20 protein-coding genes are annotated in these 18,511 nt (G+C 69.8%); 11 read left to right on the top strand and 9 right to left on the bottom strand.

Features of this window, described 5'->3' with window-relative positions; all coding sequences use genetic code 11:
* Nucleotides 1–31: 31 nt before the first annotated feature.
* The 3 genes from ACFW0G_RS06680 to ACFW0G_RS06670 form a co-directional block, all read right to left on the bottom strand.
* Nucleotides 32–445, bottom strand: coding sequence for an RNHCP domain-containing protein (locus tag ACFW0G_RS06680; protein WP_378323810.1), 414 nt, complete (start codon nucleotides 443–445; stop codon nucleotides 32–34).
* Nucleotides 446–471: 26 nt separating this feature from the next.
* Complete coding sequence (locus ACFW0G_RS06675; RefSeq protein WP_378323809.1) at nucleotides 472–846, bottom strand: RNHCP domain-containing protein; 375 nt, start codon at nucleotides 844–846, stop codon at nucleotides 472–474.
* Nucleotides 847–1,135: 289 nt separating this feature from the next.
* On the bottom strand, nucleotides 1,136–1,603 hold the full coding sequence (locus ACFW0G_RS06670; RefSeq protein WP_378323808.1) for a MarR family winged helix-turn-helix transcriptional regulator: 468 nt from the start codon (nucleotides 1,601–1,603) through the stop codon (nucleotides 1,136–1,138).
* 59 nt (nucleotides 1,604–1,662) lie between these two features.
* Between ACFW0G_RS06670 and ACFW0G_RS06665 the strand changes: the two genes are divergently transcribed.
* Nucleotides 1,663–2,715 carry an LLM class flavin-dependent oxidoreductase gene (locus tag ACFW0G_RS06665; protein WP_378323807.1) on the top strand — a complete coding sequence of 351 codons (1,053 nt, stop codon included), beginning with the start codon at nucleotides 1,663–1,665 and terminating at the stop codon, nucleotides 2,713–2,715.
* Between the two features lie 2 nt (nucleotides 2,716–2,717).
* On the opposite strand, the gene ACFW0G_RS06660 is transcribed toward ACFW0G_RS06665, so the two are convergent.
* Entirely contained in the window at nucleotides 2,718–3,305 is a 588-nt protein-coding gene (locus ACFW0G_RS06660) for a TetR/AcrR family transcriptional regulator (RefSeq protein WP_378324009.1), read from the bottom strand.
* Between the two features lie 144 nt (nucleotides 3,306–3,449).
* Between ACFW0G_RS06660 and ACFW0G_RS06655 the strand changes: the two genes are divergently transcribed.
* From ACFW0G_RS06655 to ACFW0G_RS06645, 3 genes are read left to right on the top strand one after another with little or no spacing between them, the layout of a single operon-like run.
* Nucleotides 3,450–4,799: a cytochrome P450 gene (locus tag ACFW0G_RS06655; RefSeq protein ID WP_378323806.1), complete on the top strand. Its 1,350-nt coding sequence runs from the start codon at nucleotides 3,450–3,452 to the stop codon at nucleotides 4,797–4,799.
* Complete coding sequence (locus ACFW0G_RS06650; protein ID WP_378323805.1) at nucleotides 4,796–6,271, top strand: flavin-containing monooxygenase; 1,476 nt, start codon at nucleotides 4,796–4,798, stop codon at nucleotides 6,269–6,271. The genes ACFW0G_RS06655 and ACFW0G_RS06650 overlap by 4 nt, the downstream gene beginning before the upstream one ends.
* A gap of 54 nt (nucleotides 6,272–6,325) precedes the next feature.
* Nucleotides 6,326–7,012, top strand: a complete 687-nt coding sequence (locus ACFW0G_RS06645) for a class I SAM-dependent methyltransferase (protein WP_378323804.1) — start codon at nucleotides 6,326–6,328, stop codon at nucleotides 7,010–7,012.
* Nucleotides 7,013–7,019: 7 nt separating this feature from the next.
* Here the strand turns inward: ACFW0G_RS06645 and ACFW0G_RS06640 are convergent, their stop codons facing one another.
* A complete protein-coding gene (locus ACFW0G_RS06640) occupies nucleotides 7,020–7,997 on the bottom strand; it encodes a pirin family protein (RefSeq protein WP_378323803.1) in 978 nt (325 codons plus the stop codon).
* Nucleotides 7,998–8,079: 82 nt separating this feature from the next.
* Here ACFW0G_RS06640 and ACFW0G_RS06635 point away from each other — a divergent pair, with 82 nt between their 5' ends.
* Together ACFW0G_RS06635 and ACFW0G_RS06630 are read left to right on the top strand one after the other, a co-directional pair.
* Nucleotides 8,080–8,412 (top strand): GNAT family N-acetyltransferase, encoded by a 333-nt coding sequence (locus ACFW0G_RS06635; protein ID WP_378323802.1) that lies wholly within the window; start codon nucleotides 8,080–8,082, stop codon nucleotides 8,410–8,412.
* Nucleotides 8,413–8,644: 232 nt separating this feature from the next.
* The gene (locus ACFW0G_RS06630) at nucleotides 8,645–9,451 is read left to right on the top strand and encodes a S1 family peptidase (protein ID WP_378323801.1); all 807 of its coding nucleotides are present in this window, start codon (nucleotides 8,645–8,647) and stop codon (nucleotides 9,449–9,451) included.
* A gap of 73 nt (nucleotides 9,452–9,524) precedes the next feature.
* Here the strand turns inward: ACFW0G_RS06630 and ACFW0G_RS06625 are convergent, their stop codons facing one another.
* Nucleotides 9,525–10,139, bottom strand: a complete 615-nt coding sequence (locus tag ACFW0G_RS06625; protein ID WP_378323800.1) for a TetR/AcrR family transcriptional regulator — start codon at nucleotides 10,137–10,139, stop codon at nucleotides 9,525–9,527.
* A gap of 57 nt (nucleotides 10,140–10,196) precedes the next feature.
* On the opposite strand from ACFW0G_RS06625, the gene ACFW0G_RS06620 reads away from it, so the two are divergent.
* The 3 genes from ACFW0G_RS06620 (at nucleotide 10,197) to ACFW0G_RS06610 (ending at nucleotide 13,094) form a co-directional block, all read left to right on the top strand.
* Nucleotides 10,197–10,664, top strand: coding sequence for a hypothetical protein (locus tag ACFW0G_RS06620; protein WP_378323799.1), 468 nt, complete (start codon nucleotides 10,197–10,199; stop codon nucleotides 10,662–10,664).
* Between the two features lie 25 nt (nucleotides 10,665–10,689).
* Nucleotides 10,690–11,898, top strand: a complete 1,209-nt coding sequence (locus ACFW0G_RS06615) for a cytochrome P450 (protein ID WP_378323798.1) — start codon at nucleotides 10,690–10,692, stop codon at nucleotides 11,896–11,898.
* 149 nt (nucleotides 11,899–12,047) lie between these two features.
* A complete protein-coding gene (locus ACFW0G_RS06610; protein ID WP_378323797.1) occupies nucleotides 12,048–13,094 on the top strand; it encodes a (4Fe-4S)-binding protein in 1,047 nt (348 codons plus the stop codon).
* Here ACFW0G_RS06610 and ACFW0G_RS06605 read toward each other — a convergent pair whose 3' ends face one another.
* Nucleotides 13,095–15,119, bottom strand: coding sequence for an acyltransferase family protein (locus tag ACFW0G_RS06605; RefSeq protein ID WP_378323796.1), 2,025 nt, complete (start codon nucleotides 15,117–15,119; stop codon nucleotides 13,095–13,097).
* A gap of 110 nt (nucleotides 15,120–15,229) precedes the next feature.
* On the opposite strand from ACFW0G_RS06605, the gene ACFW0G_RS06600 reads away from it, so the two are divergent.
* Nucleotides 15,230–15,748 (top strand): SixA phosphatase family protein, encoded by a 519-nt coding sequence (locus ACFW0G_RS06600; protein ID WP_378323795.1) that lies wholly within the window; start codon nucleotides 15,230–15,232, stop codon nucleotides 15,746–15,748.
* Between the two features lie 10 nt (nucleotides 15,749–15,758).
* Here the strand turns inward: ACFW0G_RS06600 and ACFW0G_RS06595 are convergent, their stop codons facing one another.
* Entirely contained in the window at nucleotides 15,759–15,974 is a 216-nt protein-coding gene (locus ACFW0G_RS06595; protein WP_378323794.1) for a hypothetical protein, read from the bottom strand.
* 193 nt (nucleotides 15,975–16,167) lie between these two features.
* On the opposite strand from ACFW0G_RS06595, the gene ACFW0G_RS06590 reads away from it, so the two are divergent.
* Nucleotides 16,168–17,667, top strand: coding sequence for an MFS transporter (locus ACFW0G_RS06590; protein ID WP_378323792.1), 1,500 nt, complete (start codon nucleotides 16,168–16,170; stop codon nucleotides 17,665–17,667).
* Nucleotide 17,668: 1 nt separating this feature from the next.
* Here ACFW0G_RS06590 and ACFW0G_RS06585 read toward each other — a convergent pair whose 3' ends face one another.
* On the bottom strand, nucleotides 17,669–18,505 hold the full coding sequence (locus tag ACFW0G_RS06585; protein ID WP_378323791.1) for an NAD-dependent epimerase/dehydratase family protein: 837 nt from the start codon (nucleotides 18,503–18,505) through the stop codon (nucleotides 17,669–17,671).
* Nucleotides 18,506–18,511 lie beyond the last annotated feature (6 nt).

Raw genomic sequence — 18,511 nt, 5'->3', positions numbered from 1 at the left:
GCCGAAGGGATCGCTTCGGCGGCCCCGGTTTTCACAGGGTGAGCAGCGTGCGGGTCGCCGCCCTGGTGTCGCGCAACGGCTTGAGCGCGAGCCGCAGCAGCACCAGCGCGTTGTCGTCCCCCGCGATGCGGTTGGCCGACAGCTCGCCGCACGTCAGGCACTGGTGGATGATCAGCCATTCGCCGTCCGGGCGGACCGACATCGACAGTGCCTCCATCCGCCCGCGACAGGACGCGGCCCGGTCACCGGGGACGCGGCGGTCGACGTGCAGGCTGGCCAGACAGTGCGGGCAGTGGTTGCGGTGCGCCGTGCCCGGTGCGTCCGGCGGCACGTCGAGGCGGCACCCGACGCACCGGAACGCGCCGCGGTGCCCGTCGTGGGCGTGGAGGACGTCCTTGTGCCGTTGTGCGCGAGCCCGTTCCTGGCGGTTGTTCCGTCGTGGCATGTCGTTTCCTTTCTGCCGGGCCACGATCACAGGTCGCCGAACACTTCGAGGGGGAACGGCGGCTGGGCCAGCGGGCGCACCGCCATGCGCATCAGGATGAGCTGGTTGTCGTCCGCGCAGATCGGGTTCGCCGTGAGCTCGTCGCAGCGCACGCACCGGTGGATGACCATCCAGTCGCCGCCGCGCGTGACGGCTATCGCGATGGGGGTCATCCGCGCCTGGCAGTCACCCGGGCTGTCGTCGGTGTGGTCGATGACGTGCCGGGAGTGCAGGCATGACGGGCAGTGGTTGCGCCGCGTGCCGTCGGCGGCGAAGGCCGACACGGTCAGGCCGCAGCGCACGCAGGCGAAGGTACCGATCTTGAAAGTGTTGTTCTGACGAGTGTTGTCGGTGGTGGACACCGCGATGCTCCTTGCTGAAAAGGTACGGGAACAGCAAGAGCAGGCCGAGCGGCCGCGCGAAGGCCCCGTGACCCGGGAAGAATCCGGGCACGGTCGAGCGGATGAGAGCACCGCGAACGGCGTCCTGGGGACGCGGAGGGTTACGCGGTGAAGCGAGGCGCGCTCGGCGCGAGGCGGGGCATCAACACACTCTTTCTAAGGCACAGGGCTTTGAAGCCGCGGGCCCGGTAGACGAATCCACGATGGACACGGCGAGCATAACGACGACGCGGTGGCACCCGCGAACGAATTACGCCGAGGTGCTGTCCGCGCAGGCGTCCAGGGCGCGGGTCAGCTCGGCGATGTCGAGTCCGTCGAGGTGGTCGACGAAGTGCCGCCGGACGCTGGCGAGGTGTGTCGGGTAGGCCTCTTCGAGGCGGGCGAACCCGCGGTCGGTGAGGACGGCGTTCGCGCCGCGGCCGTCGGACTCCAGCCGGCACCGCTCGACGAACCCGAGCCGCTCCAGCTGGGTGACCAGCCGGGTCATCCCGCTCAACGACATCTCGACGGCCGCGGCCAGCTCGCCCATGCGCAGGCGGCGTTCCGGCGCTTCCGACAGGTGCATCAGCACGCTGTACTCGTGCAGCGACATCCGCTGCTCACGCGCCAGATCCTCGTCGAACGCGCGGTGGATCAGCCGCGCGGCCCGCAGCCAGGTACGGAACAGCGTCTCCTCGGCGGGGGTGAGGGGCTGGGCCGGCCGGGAATAAGAAGGCATGGCGGTAGTGTAGTTGCTTGACGAAGCATCTAACAGCACGATCGACAGGGGAAGACGAGATGGCCAAGAACGTGAAATTCGGGGTGGACACCTTCGGTGACGTCACGGTCGACGCCGCCGGGGAGCGTCTTCCCTACGGACAGGTGATCCGGAACGTGATCGAGGAGGGCGTCCTCGCCGACCGGGTCGGCCTCGACAACTTCGGCGTGGGTGAGCACCATCGCGACGACTACGCGATCTCCGCGCCCGAGGTGGTGCTCGCGGGCATCGCGAGCCGTACCGAGCGTGTCCACCTGAGCACCGCGGTCACCGTGCTCAGCTCGGACGATCCGGTGCGCGTGTTCGAGCGGTTCGCCACGCTCGACGCGATCTCGGGCGGCCGCGCGGAGATCATCCTCGGCCGCGGTTCGTTCACCGAGTCGTTCCCGCTCTTCGGCTACGACCTCGGCGACTACGAACAGCTGTTCTCGGAAAAGCTCGACCTGATGGCGAAGCTGCTCACCGAAGAGCCCGTGACCTGGGAAGGCGAGCTGCGGGCCGCCCTGCGTAACCAGCACGTGTACCCGAAGACCGAGAGCGGGCACATCCGCACCTGGGTCGGTGTCGGCGGCAGCCCGGAGTCGGTGGTCCGCGCGGCGAAGTACGGCTTCCCGCTGGTGCTCGGGATCATCGGTGGCGACCCGGTCCGCTTCGCGTCGTACGTCGACCTCTACCACCGGGCGCTGGACCAGTTCGGCAAGGAGCCGCTGCCGGTGGCCGTGCACTCGCCGGGCTTGGTCGCCGAGACCGACGAAGAGGCGATCGAGACGCTGTGGCCGCACACGCGGGTGATCATGAACCGCATCGGCGCCGAGCGCGGCTGGCCGCCGCTGACGCGGGAGAAGTTCGAGGCCGACGTCCACGAGGGCGCGCTGCACGTCGGTTCGCCGGAGACGGTGGCCAGGAAGATCGCGCGGACCGTCCGGGCACTGGACGCGGACCGCTTCGACCTCAAGTACTCGCAGGGCACGCTGCCGCACGAACGGATGATGACCGGGATCGAGCTGTACGGCACCGAGGTCGTCCCGCGGGTGCGCGAGCTGCTGGCCCAGGAGACCCCCGCGACGGTGTGAGGCTAGGGGCGCGGGCCGAGCAGGGCGATGGTGGCGTGGACGGCGACCTCGGTGAGGTCGCCGATCCGGCCGCCGTCCTCGACGGTGCTCGCGGTCAGCTCGCGTAACCCGCCGAGCAGCATGATCGCGAGCTGCCGCGGTACCGGCCCGATCCCGGCGTCCCGCCATTCGGCGGTGTCGCACAACGTCTGGATCATGACGATGAACGCTTCCATCGTGTCGCGCTGCAGCTGACGGGCCGCGGCGCCGAGTGACGGGACGTCGCGGATCCAGCTCAGCGTGAGCGCGGGCTCGGACTCCGCGCAGGCGATCCACGCCTCGATCGCCTGCCGCGCCTGGCTTTCCCAGTGCGCGCTCCGGTCGACGGCGGCCGCGATCTGCCGCACCATCTCGGCGTTCGCGTCGGCGAGCAGGGCGACGAAACACGCTTCCTTGCTGGAGAAGTGCTCGTAGAACGTCCGGCGCGAAGTGCGCGCGCGGCGGACGATGCCGGCGATGGTGGTGTCCCGGTAGCCGTCCTCGACGATCGACGCGGCGAGGCCGTCGAGCAGCCGCTGGCGGAACTTCCCGGCTTCCTCGGACGCTGGCATCGTCTCGGCATGGCGCTGTCGAGCGGTCGTCACCGGGGTCACGCTATACCTCCCGTCCCCGAGAAGCTCTTGTGCGGCAATGGTACTCCGGCGTACCGTACCGACGGTACGTTGACGTACCACGCCGAGAAGGGTGTCGGCTCGATGACGACTGTCAAGCTTCCTCCTGGCCCTTCGGCGCCGCGCGCCTTCCAGGGCGCGTACGCGCTGACGATGCCGCTGCGCGGGATGCGCCGGCTGCGGGACCGCTACGGCGACGCCTTCACCGTGCACGTCCCGATCTTCGGCCGCGCCGTGGTGATCAGCGATCCCGCCGAGATCAAGCAGCTGTTCATGACCGGCCCCGAGGTCGCCGACAACCTCGAAGTGAACCTCGGCAGAGTGCTCGGCCCTCGCTCGTTCTTCGCGTTGTCCGGCGAGGAGCACCGGCAGCAGCGGAAACTCCTCGTCCCGCCGTTCCACGGCCGCCGTCTCGGCGCCTACGAGAAGATCGTCGAAGCGGAAACGCTGAGTGAAATGGCTTCGTGGCCGGAAGAGCGGCCGTTCGCGACGCTGCCCTCGATGATGCGGATCACGCTCAACGTCATCCTGCGCGCGGTCTTCGGCGCCGAGGGCGCCGAGCTCTCCCGATTGCGCGACCTCTTGCCGCCCTTCGTCACCCTCGGTTCGCGGCTGGCCGTGGTCCCGGTGCCGAAGTTCGGCGAGGCACGGTGGAGCCCGTGGGGCCGGTTCCGGGCGATGCGGCGCGAGTACGACGCGATCGTCGAACGGCTGATCGTCAAGGCGTCCCACGACGAAAACCTCGACGGACGCGACGACGTCCTCGCCCTGATGCTGCAGAGCCGCTACGACGACGGTTCCGCGATGAGCCACGGCGAGATCGCCGATCAGCTGCTCACGCTGCTCACCGCCGGGCACGAGACGACGGCGACGACGCTGGCCTGGGCGGTCGAACGGCTGCGCCGCCATCCGGCGGTGCTGCGTGACCTCGTCGAGGAGACCGACGCGGGCGGCAAGGAGCTCCGGGAGGCGACGATCCTCGAAGTGCAGCGCACCCGGCCGGTCATCGATCTGACGTCGAGGCAGGTCAAGGCCGACAGCCTCCGGCTCGGCCGGTGGACGCTGCCGAAGGGGCACGCGGTGCTGGTCAGCATCGCGCTGATCCACGATGACGAAAGGATCTTCCCGAACGCGCGGGCGTTCGACCCGTCCCGCTTCGTCGGCACGCGGCCGGACCTCTACCAGTGGATCCCGTTCGGTGGCGGGGCCCGGCGATGCATCGGCGCGGCCTTCGCGAACATGGAGCTGAACGTCGTGCTGCGGACGCTGCTGCGCGAGTACACGCTGGTGCCGACGAACGAGCGCGACGAGCGCTGGCATTCGCGCGGGATAGCCTACGCTCCCGGGAAGGGCGGCCTTGCCGTCGTCCGCCGCCGGACCGCCGAGGTGGCGGCGCCTGCTCAAGCCGTCCAGACCCAGGAGGCCGTGCGATGACGACCGAACATGTCGACGTGCTGATCGTCGGAGCTGGGCTCTCCGGCGTCGGCGCGGCACACCACCTCCGCTCGGCCTTCCCGAAGCGGACGTACACGATCCTCGAAGCCCGCGACGCCATCGGCGGGACGTGGGACCTGTTTCGTTACCCGGGCGTGCGATCCGACTCGGACATGCACACGCTCGGCTACCGGTTCCGGCCGTGGACACAGGCGAAGGCGATCGCGGACGGTCCGTCGATCCTGCGCTACGTCCGCGACACCGCGGCCGAGGCGGGCATCGACCGGCACATCCGGTTCGGGCACCGCGTCGTGCGGGCGGAATGGTCCACAGAGGACGCTCGCTGGACCGTGGAAGCCGTCCACGACGGCGAAACCGTGACGCTGACCGCGAACTTCCTGTACCTGTGCAGCGGCTACTACCACTACGACGCGGGCCACACGCCGGAATTCCCCGGCATCGAGCGGTTCGGCGGGACGGTCGTGCATCCCCAGCACTGGCCCGACGACCTTGACCACGCCGGCAAGCAGGTCGTCGTGATCGGCAGTGGCGCCACCGCGGTGACCCTGGTCCCGGCGATGGCGGACAAGGCCGCCCACGTGACGATGCTCCAGCGGTCGCCGACCTACATCATGGCGCTGCCCGCCGAGGACGCGCTCGCCAACCGGCTGCGGAGCCTGCTCGGCGCCCGGCGCGCGTATCCGATCGCGCGGTGGAAGAACGTGCTGAGCCAGACGCTGTTCTACCAGCTCAGCAGGCGGCGCCCGGGGCTGGTGCGTGCGCTGATCCGCCGGGCGAACACCCGGCTGCTGCCGTCCGGCTACGACGTCGACACACATTTCAAGCCGCGCTACCAGCCGTGGGACCAGCGGCTGTGCCTCGTGCCCGACGGCGACCTGTTCCGCGCGATCCGGCGGGGGAGCGCGTCGGTGGCCACCGATCGGATCGCGACGTTCACCGAGTCCGGGCTGCGCCTGGAATCCGGCACCGAACTCGACGCGGACATCGTCGTCACCGCGACCGGGCTGCGGCTGCTGGCCTTCGGCGGCATCCGGCTCGCCGTCGACGGACGCGCGGTCGAACTTCCGGAAACCATGGCGTACAAGGGAATGATGCTGTCCGGCGTACCGAACTTCGCGTTCACGATCGGCTACACGAACGCGTCGTGGACGCTCAAGGCCGACCTCGTCAGCGAATTCGTCGTGCGGTTGCTGCGGTATCTCGACACCCGAGGGTACGACCAGTTCGTCCCGGTCAACGACGACCCGTCGGTCACCGAACAGCCGCTGATGGACTTCGACGCGGGCTACGTGCGGCGTTCCATCGCCGAGTTCCCGCGCGCCGGTTCGCGTGCCCCGTGGCAGCTCGGCATGAGCTACGCGCACGACGTCGTGAACCTGCGGTACGGCAAGATCGACGACGGTGCCCTGCGCTTTTCCCGCCGTCCCGTGCGAGCGGCCGTGCCGCGGTAGCCGAGGGGCCGGAAAAGGGAGCGCTTTCCCGCCGGTGATCAGTATGGTGGCGACATGGACGATCGGCCGATCACGGTGGCACAGCGCAGTTACGAACAGCACGCCGACGAACTCGCGCGGATGGGCACCCGGGAGCGCTTCACCCATATCTTCCGGAACAATCTGTGGGGTTCGGACGATTCGGTGTCCGGACAGGGATCGGAACTCGAACAGACTCGCGAGCTGCGCGTCCGGCTTCCGGAGCTGCTGAGCCGCTTCGGCGTGCGCACGCTGCTCGACCTGCCGTGCGGTGACTTCGGGTGGCTGAGCGGCGTCGATCTCGGCGTGGAACGGTACGTCGGCGGGGACATCGTCGCCGAGCTGGTGGACCGCAACACCGAGCGGTACGGGCGCGACGGCACGCGGGAGTTCCAGGTCCTGGACCTGACCGCGGACCCGCTCCCGAAGGCGGACGCGGTGCTGTGCCGGGACTGCCTGGTGCACTTGAGCTTCGACGACATCCGGCGGGCCGTGGAGAACCTCAAGCGCAGCGGGTCCCGCTACCTGCTGACCACCACGTTCGTCGAGCTGACCACCAACACCGACATCCCGACGGGGGATTGGCGGCCGCTGAACCTGTGCCGGGAGCCGTTCGGTTTCCCCGAGCCGCCGGCCGTCCTCCTCGAAGGCTGCACCGAGGAGGACGGCGCCTACGCGGACAAAGCGCTGGGGCTGTGGGAGATCGGCGACCTCCCGGGCTGAGCGGGCGTCATCCTCGCGTGCGCAGCCGCGCGTGGGGCAGTTCCGGCGCGGCGAGCGTTTCCACCCACTGCGCGGGGAACGCGCCGAACCGGGCTTCGTCCGTGCCGGGGTTCGCCCGCTCCGCCTGCCATTGCTCGCGGTAGGCGGCGATGTCCTCGTGCGATCGGCCGATGAAGTTCCACCACATGACGATTTTCTCGCCCAGCGGTTCGCCACCGAGCAGCAGCACGCGGGCATCGCGGTCCGGTGCCGCCACGAGGTCCAGCCGCAGGCGGCCCGTCGGCTGGTAGATGAGGTGGCCCGGTCCCGCGGTGACACCGGCGGCGCGGACCTCTCCGGTGTCGACGAGCACGCCGTGTTCGAAGGCGGGATCGACGTCGAGCCGCAGCTCCCGGCCCGCGCGCAGGGTGATTTCGGCGCCCAGCAACGGGGTGAACGTGTGCACCGGCGACGAGCTGCCGAGCAGGGAGCCCAGGAAGACGAGCACGCGCGCGCCGTCGTGGTCGACCACGGGCGGTGCGTAGTGCTCGAAGGCGGGCGCGGCGAACCGGTGCCGCTCGGGCAGCGCCACCCACAGCTGAGCGCCGTGCAGGACCTTGGTGGCCGGGGTCGAGTACTCGGAGTGCGCGATGCCGTTGCCCGCGGTCATCAGGTTGACCTCGCCGGGGCGGACGAGCGCGTGGGTGCCGACCGTGTCGCGATGCTCGACCTCGCCGTCGAACAGCCAGGACACCGTCTGCAGCCCGGTGTGCGGATGCCCGGCGACCCGCATCCCGCCGGTGCCGGAGACGTCGTCGGGCCCGTAGTGGTCGGCGAAGCACCAGGCGCCGATGAGCGACCGGGCCCGCTGGGGCAGCGTCCGGCGCACGGTCATCCCGCGCGGCCCGCCGAGCGGCACCTCGCGCGGGGTGAGGACCAGGCCGGGCGCGGTTTCGCCGTCGCCGGCGCAGGTCAGCTCCGCGGGTGTGGTTTCGAGGTTGCTCATCCGCTCTCCTGTGCGCCTGCGGCCGGCGTCGTGCCGGTCTCATGGCCGAGCGTAGCCGCGGGGCCCGGCCTAGGCTGAGGCCATGGCAGAGCAGCAGAACGTCGTGGTCACCCGATCGGCCGAGAAGGACCGGTACGAGATCACCGCCGACGGCGAGGCCGCCGGGTTCGCCGAGTTCCTCGAGCACGAGGGACGGCGGGTCTTCTTCCACACCGAAATCGACGAGCGGTTCGCGGGGCGGGGCCTGGCGAGCGCGCTGATCGCGCGGGCCCTCGAACTCACCCGCGCCGACGGCGGGCAGATCGTGGCGGTCTGCCCGTTCGTCGCGAAGTACGTTGCCCGGCACCACGATTTCGACGACATTCTCGACCCGGCCACCGACGATGTTCTCGCGGCGGTACGGGCGTCCCAATAATGGCCAAGCGGGGAACGGGATTCGCGTTCCCCTACTTTCGTCTCGTGCCGGAGGACCGGGGTAAATCTGTCCACAGAGGATTCTTCCGGCTGATTCCGGTTACGGTTCACGGGGTATTCGATAGTAAAGACCGGTTCCGACGATCGTAGGTACCGAGGTCGTGCGCTCGCCCCCTAACGTCCTCTGCGATCAGGGTGAAAATAACTGACCGCAAGGAAAGGAAGGGGATCTTATGAGGAAACGGTCCATGGTCGCGGGATTGCTGGCCGCGTCCGCCGCGCTTCTCGGTTTCGTCACCCCGGCCGCCGCCGCACCGGCGCCGGACGGCGGGGTGCAGCCGTTCATCATCGGCGGAAGTGACGCGACGGAGACCTATCCGTTCATGGCGTCCATGCAGACCAAGGACGGGCAGCACAACTGCGGTGCTTCGCTGATCGCCGAGCAGTGGCTGGTGTCGGCGGGGCACTGTGTGACCAATCAGGACAACAGCGTCGAGGACCCGGCGCAGTGGCAGTACCGCATCGGCAGCACCGACCGGACCAAGGGTGGCGAGGTCGTCGCGGTGGACAAGTTCATCCCGCATCCGAAGTGGAGCTGGCAGGGGCAGGGGAACTACGACATTTCCCTGGTGCACCTGGCCAAGCCGGTGAAGACGGCCCCCATCTCGATCGCCTCGGCCAAGCCCAAGGAGGGCGCGGCGGTGCGGGAGATCGGCTGGGGTCAGACCTGTCCGACCCGGGGCTGCGGCGAGGCTCCGGTCAAGTTGCAGCAGGTCGACACGAAGATCGCGGCGGCGAGTGCCTGTGGTGACTTCGACGCCAAGACCGAGCTGTGCATGGACAACCAGGGTGGCAAGGTCAGCGCCTGCTACGGCGATTCGGGCGGGCCTGCCGTGGTGAAGGACGGCGACAAGTGGGCGCTGGTCGGCGCGACCAGCCGGGGGCAGACGGCGAACTGCCCGGAGAAGGCCGGTATCTACACCGACGTCACCGCGCACGCGGCCTGGGTCAAGGAGCAGATCGGCGGCTCGAAGAGCTGAGCTGTTCCGGTAACGCACCACGAGGGGCGGGTGTCCTGCTTGCGCGGGGCACCCGCCCTTTTCTCGTGTCCGGTCAGGACGGTCGCTCGACCCGGATGCCGCTGATCAGCTGCCCGATGACTTCGGCGTACTCGGCCCTGATCCTCGGTTTGTCCTCTTCGGACGCTTCGGCGAGTGCCATTCCCGCGGTGCCGAGAATGTGGAAGGTGATGCGGGTCGTCGGTTCGAGGGGCAACGGCCGGACTTCGCCGTTGTCGACGAGTTCCCGCAGGATTTGCTCGATGAAGCCGTAGGCGTACTGCGCCTCGCATTCCTGCCATTCGCGCCAGCCGAGCGCGATGGGCGCCTCCTGCCAGACCACCCGCCCGTAGACCGGGTCACAGCATTGGTCGAGGAATTTCGCCATGGCCGCGAGCGCGGCCTGCCACGGATCCGCCGAGTTCTCCCGCGATTCGGTGACCTGGCGCATCATCCCGGTTTCCAGTTCGTCGAACACCGCCCGGAACAACGACGTCTTGTTCGAGAAGTGGTGGTAGACCGCGCCACGGGTGGCCTGGATGTCGGCCGCGACGTCCTCGAGCGAGGTCCCCGCGAAGCCGTGTTCGGCGAACCGCCGGGTGGCCGCTTCGATCAGCGCGGCCTTGGTCGCCTGCGAGTACTGCTCGCGCCGGCTCTTGACAGAAGGCATGCGCGGAGTATACGACATACGCAGTGTATGTTTCCGACACGGAGTAGGTGCAGGGGTATGTCGTGGAACGAGCTGCACCGCCGCCAGCGGGTGGTCCAGGCGGTGCTGGGGGAAATCGCGGAGTCAGGGCTGCCGGTGATCCCGGCAGGACGGCGGGCCGAACTGGACGCGGAGTTCGGCGGCTTCGACGGGTTCCTGCGGGAGGTGCAGTTCCGGTGGTACCGGGCGTTCGACGCGCGCCTGGACGCCGTGCTGGAGGAGGATCCCGCGGACGTCCACGCGGCGCTCGTCCGGCTGTGGCACGAACTCGCCGCGGTCATGCCCGCGGCGCGGCTGCTCCTGGACGCGTGCACCGGTCATCCGGCGCTGGCCGAGCTGGACGACCATCACCGCGGGCGGCTGTACCAGGCGACCGGGGTCCGCCTGGACCCGGGACGGATCCCGGCGGCGCACCAGGCTCCGCGCCACCGCCGGATGCCGCGGTGGTGCCCTCTCTTCGCCGCCCGTGGCGCGGCCACGGCATGAGGCGAACAGCCTTCAGGAGGCAGCGATGACCGACACGGAACTGCTGTTCAACCCGTTCGAGCCCGGCTTCACCGACGACCCGTACCCGGCGTACCAGCGCATGCGGACGGCCGACCCGGTGCACCAGCACCCGTTCGGCTTCTGGCTCCTCACGGAATACGAGGACGTGGCGGCGATCCTGCGCGCGGGCCTCTCGGTCGACGAGCGGCTGGTCACCGATCCCGAGTTCCGGGCGCAGCACGATCAGCTGAGCGAGGACGGCGTGACCATCCTCAACCTCTCGATGCTGGACCGCGACCCGCCCGACCACACGCGGCTGCGCTCGCTGGTGACGAAGGTGTTCACGCCGCGTTCGGTGGCGGCGATGGAACCCGAGATCACCGGGATCGTCGACTCCCTGCTCGACGGGATCGCCGCCGCCGGATGGGTGGATCTCTCCGAGACGCTGGCGTTCCCGCTGCCGTTCACGGTCATCTCGCGGATGCTCGGCATGCCACCGACCGACCACGAGCGCATCCGCGAGCTGAGCGGCACCCTGGTCCGTTCGCTCGAGGTGGTCGCCGACGAGGAGACCATCCGGGCCATCTCCGAGGCGAGCGACGAGATCGCCGCGCTCATCAGGGAGGTGCTCACCTGGAAACGCGAGCATCCGGCCGACGACCTGCTGAGCGCGCTCATCGCCGCCGAGCACGAGGGGGACAAGCTCGGCGACGACGAGCTGATCGCGCAGGTCGCCCTGCTCTACATCGCCGGGCACGAGACCACGGTCAACCTGATCGCGAACGGGACAGTCGCGCTGCTGCGGAACCCGGATCAGCTCGCGCTGCTGCGCGCCCGGCCGGAGCTGGCGGGCAACGCCGTCGAGGAGTTCCTCCGCTACGACAGCCCGGTGCAGCAGACCCGGCGGGTCACCACCGCGCCGCATGTCGTGCGGGGCAAGGAAATCCCGGCGAACACCTTCGTGCTCGCCTGCCTCGGCTCTGCCAACCGCGACGAGCGGTTCTGGGGCGAGGACGCGAACCTGCTCCGGATCGACCGCGCGGACGCCCGGCAGCACGTCTCGTTCGGGGCCGGTCCGCACCACTGCCTCGGCGCGGCGCTGGCCCGGCTGGAAGGACGTGTCGCGATCGAACGGCTGGTGGGCCGCTTCCCGGACCTCAGGTTCGACGGGGACATCGAGTGGAACGGCCGCATCAACCTGCGCGGCCCGGCAAAACTCCCCGTCGCGGTGTGACACCCGGCGTGGGCTGAAGGGGACTTTCCTCGCATCTCATGCGAGGAAAGTCCCCTTCAGCTCGTCCGGGCGAGGCAGTGAGTCTTGTTTTCCAACTAACCTCGGGTTACTGTCAGTTTTGTTTTCCAACTGACTGACAAGGGGTGAGCGTGAGCGAGCGGAAGCTGCCGTCGAAACTGGCCGGGCATCCGTCCGTGCGGAACGTGCTGGCCCGCCGGGCGGCGCAGCCCCCGGAACCCGCCGTGATCGACGCCGGATGGTTGCGGAAGGTGTGCCTGGAGGCGGGTGCCGACGACATGGCCGCTGTGCCGCTCGACCATCCGGACCTCGAAGGCGAGCGCAAGCACGTGCTCGGCGCGCTGCCCGGCACGAAGACGTTGATCTCGCTGGTGGTGCGGATGAACCGCGACAACGTGCGGACGCCCGCGCGCAGCGTGGCCAACCAGGAGTTCCATCGCAGCGGCGAGATCATCAACGAGGCGGGCCACCGGATCGTCCGCGCGCTGCAGGACGCGGGCCATCGCGCGCTCAACCCGTCGGCGACGTTCCCGATGGAGATGGAGCACTACCCGGGACGGATCTGGGTGGTGGCGCACAAGACGGTGGCGGTCGCCGCCGGGCTCGGCGCGATGGGCGTGCACCGCAACGTCATCCACCCGCGGTTCGGCAACTTCGTCCTGCTCGCCACGCTCCTGGTGGACGCGGAGGTCAGCGCGTACGGGGAGGCGCTGGACTACAACCCCTGCCTGGAGTGCAAGTTGTGCGTCGCCGCGTGCCCGGTGGGCGCGATCGGGAAGGACGGCGAGTTCGACGTCGTCGCGTGCGCGACGCACAACTACCGCGAGTTCATGGGCGGGTTCACCGACTGGGTCGAGACGGTGGCCGACAGCGCCGACGGCAAGGACTTCCGCACTCGCGTCTCGGACTCCGAGAACGCGTCGATGTGGCAGAGCCTTTCCTTCAAGGCCAACTACAAGGCCGCGTACTGCATGGCCGTCTGCCCGGCAGGGGAGGACGTGCTCGGCCCGTACCTCGACGACCGCCGCGCGTTCATGGCCGACGTGCTGCGGCCCTTGCAGGACAAGGTGGAACCCGTGTACGTCCATCCCGGATCGTCCGCGCAGGAGCACGTCGAACGGCGGTTCCCGCACAAGGTGGTCCGCCCGGTCGGCAACGCGGGGCGACCGGTGGACTAGCTACCAGCCGAGTGCCGAGGTCATGGCCCCGTCGAGCGCGGGGGACAGGGTGGTCATGAACGTCGCGGTGACGTGGTTGTCGTCCATGTACACCAGCACGTTCCCGACGACCGGGCTGCACAGCGTGCCGCAGAAGTAGTCGCTGAAGTCGAGGAACGAAACGTTCGGCGGGACGTCGGCGGCCTTGCGGTAGGGCGGCGTCGGGGCGAACAGCCGGTCTCGCCGGACACTGCACTCCGGTGCCTTGCGGCCGCGGGATTCGACGCAGGCGGCGGGGGAGAAGTCGAACCGCGGGTTGTCCCGGACCGCGACCACCGGGATGCCCGCGCGGTCGAGGGCGCGCCACTGCGCGACGAACCCGGGCGGGGTCTGTTCGGTGAGGCCCGCGCGGACGTCACGGCTGGCGAGCGTGAACACCGCGTCCGGGCGCAGGGCGATGATTTCCTGTGCCGCGGCGGCGTTCCAGTCGGTGCAGCCCTTGTCGCCCGGCATCGCGTCGGAGGTGGTGGAGAACGGGCAGGCACCCTTGAGCATGAACGTGATCTGGTAGTTGTGTTGCTCGGCAAGGGGTTTGAGCGCGGCGAGGTACTGCTGGATGTGCGAGTCGCCGACCGCGACAATGCGTTTCGCCGGCGTTCCGGTGGTCTTGCTGGTGCACATCTCGAGGCTCTGGTCGCGGGCGGACTTGACACAGGAGGCGTCCGCGATGCCGCCCCAGTCGTTCGGGATGGCGATCATCGGCGGCACCACCGTGCTGGGCGTGACGGGTTTCGGCGCCTCCGGCGCCCGTGCCTGCGCGCCGGGATGCGCGGGGTCGTCGAGATCGATGGCGAAATCGGCCTTCTTCGCGCTGACCACCTGCCACGACCCCGCGACGAGCACCACCGGCACCAGCGCCGCGATGCCGAAACGGTAGGCGCCCCACCGGGTGCGGACGCCGATGGCCGACGTGCGGACAGGGTGCTCGACGAGGTGGTACGTCAGCGCCGCGAGCAGTACGGAGACACCGATGACGAAGGCGCCGCCGGCGAGCCCGACGCGTTCGCGGTCCCTGGCGACGAGGTAGAAGATCAGCACCGGCCAGTGCCACAGATAGAGCCCGTAGCTGAGGTTGCCGAGATACTCGAACGGCCGCGAGGCGAGAATCCGGTCGGCGCCCCAGCGGCTTCCGGTGGCACCGGCGAGGATCACCAGGCCCGCGGCGCCGGTGGGCCAGAGGGCCGCGTAGCCGGGGAAGACGCTGCCGACGTCGAGCACGATCCCGCAGACCGCCAGCCCGGCGACGCCGAGCCAGCCACACAGCACCCGGGCCGGGCGCGGCAGGGACATCGCGTCGATCCCGAGCGCGAGCAGTCCGCCGAGCGCGAATTCCCACACCCGGGTGAAGGAGTCGAAGTACGCGAGTGGTTGATTGGCCGAAGTGAGATGCACCGAGTAGGCGAGGGAAGCGGCGAAGACGATCGCGAGCGTGACGAAGAGCGTGGCGCGCAGTGAACGACGTATCCGTGTCGCGAGGAAAGCGACCAGTGCCACCAAAAGCGGCCACACGAGGTAGAACTGGCCTTGGATGGACAGCGACCAGTAGTGCTGGACCACGCTGGCGGTGTTGTGCTGGGCGAAGTAGTCGACCGAATCCGCGGCCAGCCGCCAGTTCTCCACGTAGAACGCGGACGCGAAGATCTCCTTGATGGTCTGGAACCAGCGGTCCTGCGGCAGCACCAGGATGCCGACGCCCGCGACGGCGACGAGGACGGTCAGCGCGGCAGGGAACAGGCGTTTGATCATCCGGCCCCACAGCGGGCGGAACGCGATCCGGCCGCGGCCCGCAGCCCGGAAGAGCTGGCCGGTGATCAGGAAACCGGAGATCAGGAAGAACACGTCCACGCCGCCGGAGACCCGGCTCAGCCAGACGTGGTAGATGACCACCAGCGACGCGGCGAGCGCGCGCAGTCCCTGCAGTTCCGGCCGGTACTTCCGCGGCGAACCGGGGACGGGACCGGCGTCGGCGGGAAGCGGCCCGGACATCGTGGTTCCCCCATTCGGTCAACGCTGTGGTGTCCGCATCCGACCACACGTTTCTGTGAGAACCTCGGCGCGCGCTGTGCGAGCGCTGTGAAAACGGGGAGAATGGAGCAATGCGGCGGCTGATCGTTCTCCGGCACGCGAAGTCGGCGTGGCCCGACGGCGTCGCCGACGACGAGCGTCCCTTGGCCGCGCGGGGCCTTCGCGACGCGCCCCGCGCGGGGCGTTGGCTGGCGCGCAACGGTTTCGTCCCGGACAGAGTGGTCTGTTCCACCGCGCGGCGGACCAGGGAGACCTGGCGGCTCGCGGGCGGGGCGCTGGGCGCCTCGCCCCCGGTCGTCCACGACGAACGGCTGTACGGTGCCGGGCTCGGCGACTTCCTGGCGGTGGCCAGGGAAACCGGCGAAGAGGTCGAGACACTGTTGCTCGTCGGGCACGAGCCCGGAGTCAGCGAGGTGACCGTTGAGCTCGCCGGATCGGCCGAAGGGGACGCACTCGTCCGGGTCCGTACGAAGTTCCCGACGTGCGCGCTGGCCGTGCTGGAACTGCCAGGGCCGTGGCGGGAGATCTCCGCGGACGCGGCCGTGCTCCGCGCTTTCGTCATTCCGCGCGACCCCGCGATGGACGGCTGATCGCTTTTCGTTACCTGGCAGGGGAATCCGGGCGCTGGTCACGGGAAGCCGCCGGCGCCACCGTTCTGCTGAACGGGCGTAACCGCGCCGGCGCGGGCACGAGCAGGGCGACGAGCACGCCGAGGATCCCGATCAGGACCGGCGCTTGGATGACGGTCGGCGCGGTGCAGGCGAGGAACAGCCGGAGCGAACCGGTGACCAGCAGGCGCCACAGCCTGGGGTCCATGATCGGGAATTACCCCGTGGTCAAGATCGCAAACCCGTCTCGCGCGACCGCTGCCGACTCGTTACGCCGGATTCGGCCCCGGACGGCGGTGAAAGATCTTCGCCCTTGCCGGATCCGGTCCGGACCATGGCCCCGTCCGCCCCGGCGGGCCTAAGGTGGGCGAGAGATCCGGCACCGGAGTCGAGGGGGCGGCGTGACGGCGGTGACGCGGGGGGAAGGCGGGCCCGCCAGGGTGCTCGTCGGCGCCGGGGTGGTGCTGGTCGTCGTGTGCTCGGTCGTCGGGTTCGTCCGTGCTTTCCAGCCCGGCCACACGGGCATGGGAATGGGCATGGACATGGGCCCGAAACTGCGCGGGATGCCGCTCCCGGACATGCCGGAGATGTTCCTCGCCGGGGCGGGGATCCTGGTGGTGCTGACCGGAGTGCTGCTGCGTGGTCCCCGGCGGGCTCCGGTGGCTACCGCGCGGACCGGGGTTCGCGGGCGCGGGCTCGTGGCGTTCGTCGCGACGACCGCGCTGACGATCGACATCAGCAAGACCTCGACGCTCGGGTTCGTCATTCCCGGGATGCGCGCGGAGTACGGGATCGGCGCGTCCACCGCCGCGCTGCTGGCCGTCGGCGGGCTGTCCGGCACCGCGACCGGGGCGCTGGTGTTCAGCAGGCTGGCCGACCAGATCGGCAGGCGCGGCTCGTATCTGCTGGCCACGCTCGGGTTCACCGCGACGAGCATGTGCGGGTGCATGCCCTCGTTCGGCGGCAACGTGACGATGTGCTTCCTGATGGGCATCGCGGTCGGCGGGCTGGCGCCGATGCTCGTCACGATCCTGGCGGACCTGTTCCCCGGTGGTTCGCGCGGTCCGGTCGTCGCCGCGTTGTCGATGGTGGCCACGGCGCTGGGGTACCTGATCGCGTCGGGATCGGCGCTGTGGCTGGAACCGACCTTCGGGTGGCGGGTGCTGTGGCTCATCGGCGCCCCGATCGGGCTGCTGCTCGCCCTCGCCACCGTCCTGGTGCCCGAACGCGCGCTTCGTGCGATCGCGCAGCACGACGACGCCGGGCCCGTCGTGCCGGAACCGGCTGGCACCGCGTTCACGACCCGCCTGCAGTGGCTCTACGCCGGGGTCGTCGGGCTGCTGACGTTCGGCCTGACCACCTGGGTGCCCACGCTCGCCAGGGCGGGCGGGCTCTCGCTGACCACCGCGAACACCCTGCTCACGGTGGTGGCGCTGGCGATGGTCCCGTGCGCGGTGCTGCTGACGCTGGCCTACCGCCGGTTCGGCGCCATCCCGCTCGCGGTCCGGCTGGCCGTGACCACCGCGGGAGTGCTGCTCGCGCTCACGGTGTCCGGGCTGACCTCGACGGTGACCTGGCTGTCCGCCGCCGTGCTCGCGGCGGCGCTGTTCGCGGTCAACACCATGGCCGCGATCTTCCTGCCGATCGCGGCGGATCTCGCGGACGTCCGCCGCCGCGGCCGGACCACCGGCACGGTGTCGTTCTTCAACCGGGTCGGCGGCCTGCTCGGGCCGCTGGTGCTCGCGCTCGTCGTGTCGTCGGTGACCGACGTCCTGGTCGCGGTCGCGGTGCTCGCCCTGCTGTGCGGAGCGATCGCCTGGTACACCGGGCACCGGTACCGCGCCGCGCAACGGGCCACCCCACCGGATGAACACCGCGATTCCCGGGTCCGGGCTGGGTGAATCACCGCATCGGCACGCCCAGTTCGGTGGTGACGAACAGCGTGCCGCCGAGATAGACGGACGTCGAATCGTCGTCCGGCGACAGCGTGCCGGCGAACCGCTCGGAGTCGTCGACGGCCCGGTAGCCGAGTTCCCCGGCCTCCCGCGGCGAACATCGTCCCCGGGTGTTGGCCGAGACGCCCCACACGATCCGGTAGCCGGGCTCCGGCGCGGCCAGGCACGCCTCGAACAGCCTGCCGGCGTCGTCGGGCGACAGCCACAGCTCCATCCCGTGCGCGTTGCCGGGGTCCGGGAAGCACGCGCCGATCCGCACGCAGAGCACGTCCATGCCGAACCGGGAGTGATACAGGCTGCCCAGCGCCTCCAGCACGGCCTTGCCGAATCCGTAGTAGGTGTCCGGGCGGGGCGAGCTGTCCGCGGGCAGGATCCCTTTGTTCTCCCGGAATCCGGCCACGTGCCCGCTCGACGCGAGGATCACCCGCGGCACCTCGCACCGGCGCGCGGCCTCCAGAACGGTGCGGGTGCCGTCGACGTTGACCGCCAGGATCTCCTGCCAGGTGTGTTCCCGGGGGTGTCCGGCCAGGTGGATCACGGCGTCCACGTCCGAGCAGGCCTCGGCCAGGACGGCCGCGTCCGTGACGGAACCGGGCACGATCTCGACGTCTTCGCCCTCGGCCGCCGCCTCGGCGGGCACGGTGTCCAGCAGCCGCAACGTCCGGCCCGGTCGGCGCAGCCGGGTCCGGAGGTACCCGCCGATCCGGCCTGACGCCCCGGTGATCAGCACACGGCTCACTGGATAGCTCCCTGTCTCGATGATCAAGGGAACCTTGCCAGCCATCGGCGT

Source organism: Amycolatopsis sp. NPDC058986 (assembly GCF_042741125.1).
In the GTDB taxonomy this organism is placed as follows: domain Bacteria; phylum Actinomycetota; class Actinomycetes; order Mycobacteriales; family Pseudonocardiaceae; genus Amycolatopsis.
The sequence above is the reverse complement of the archived record's forward strand: the minus strand, read 5'-3'. Positions and strand labels throughout refer to the sequence as shown.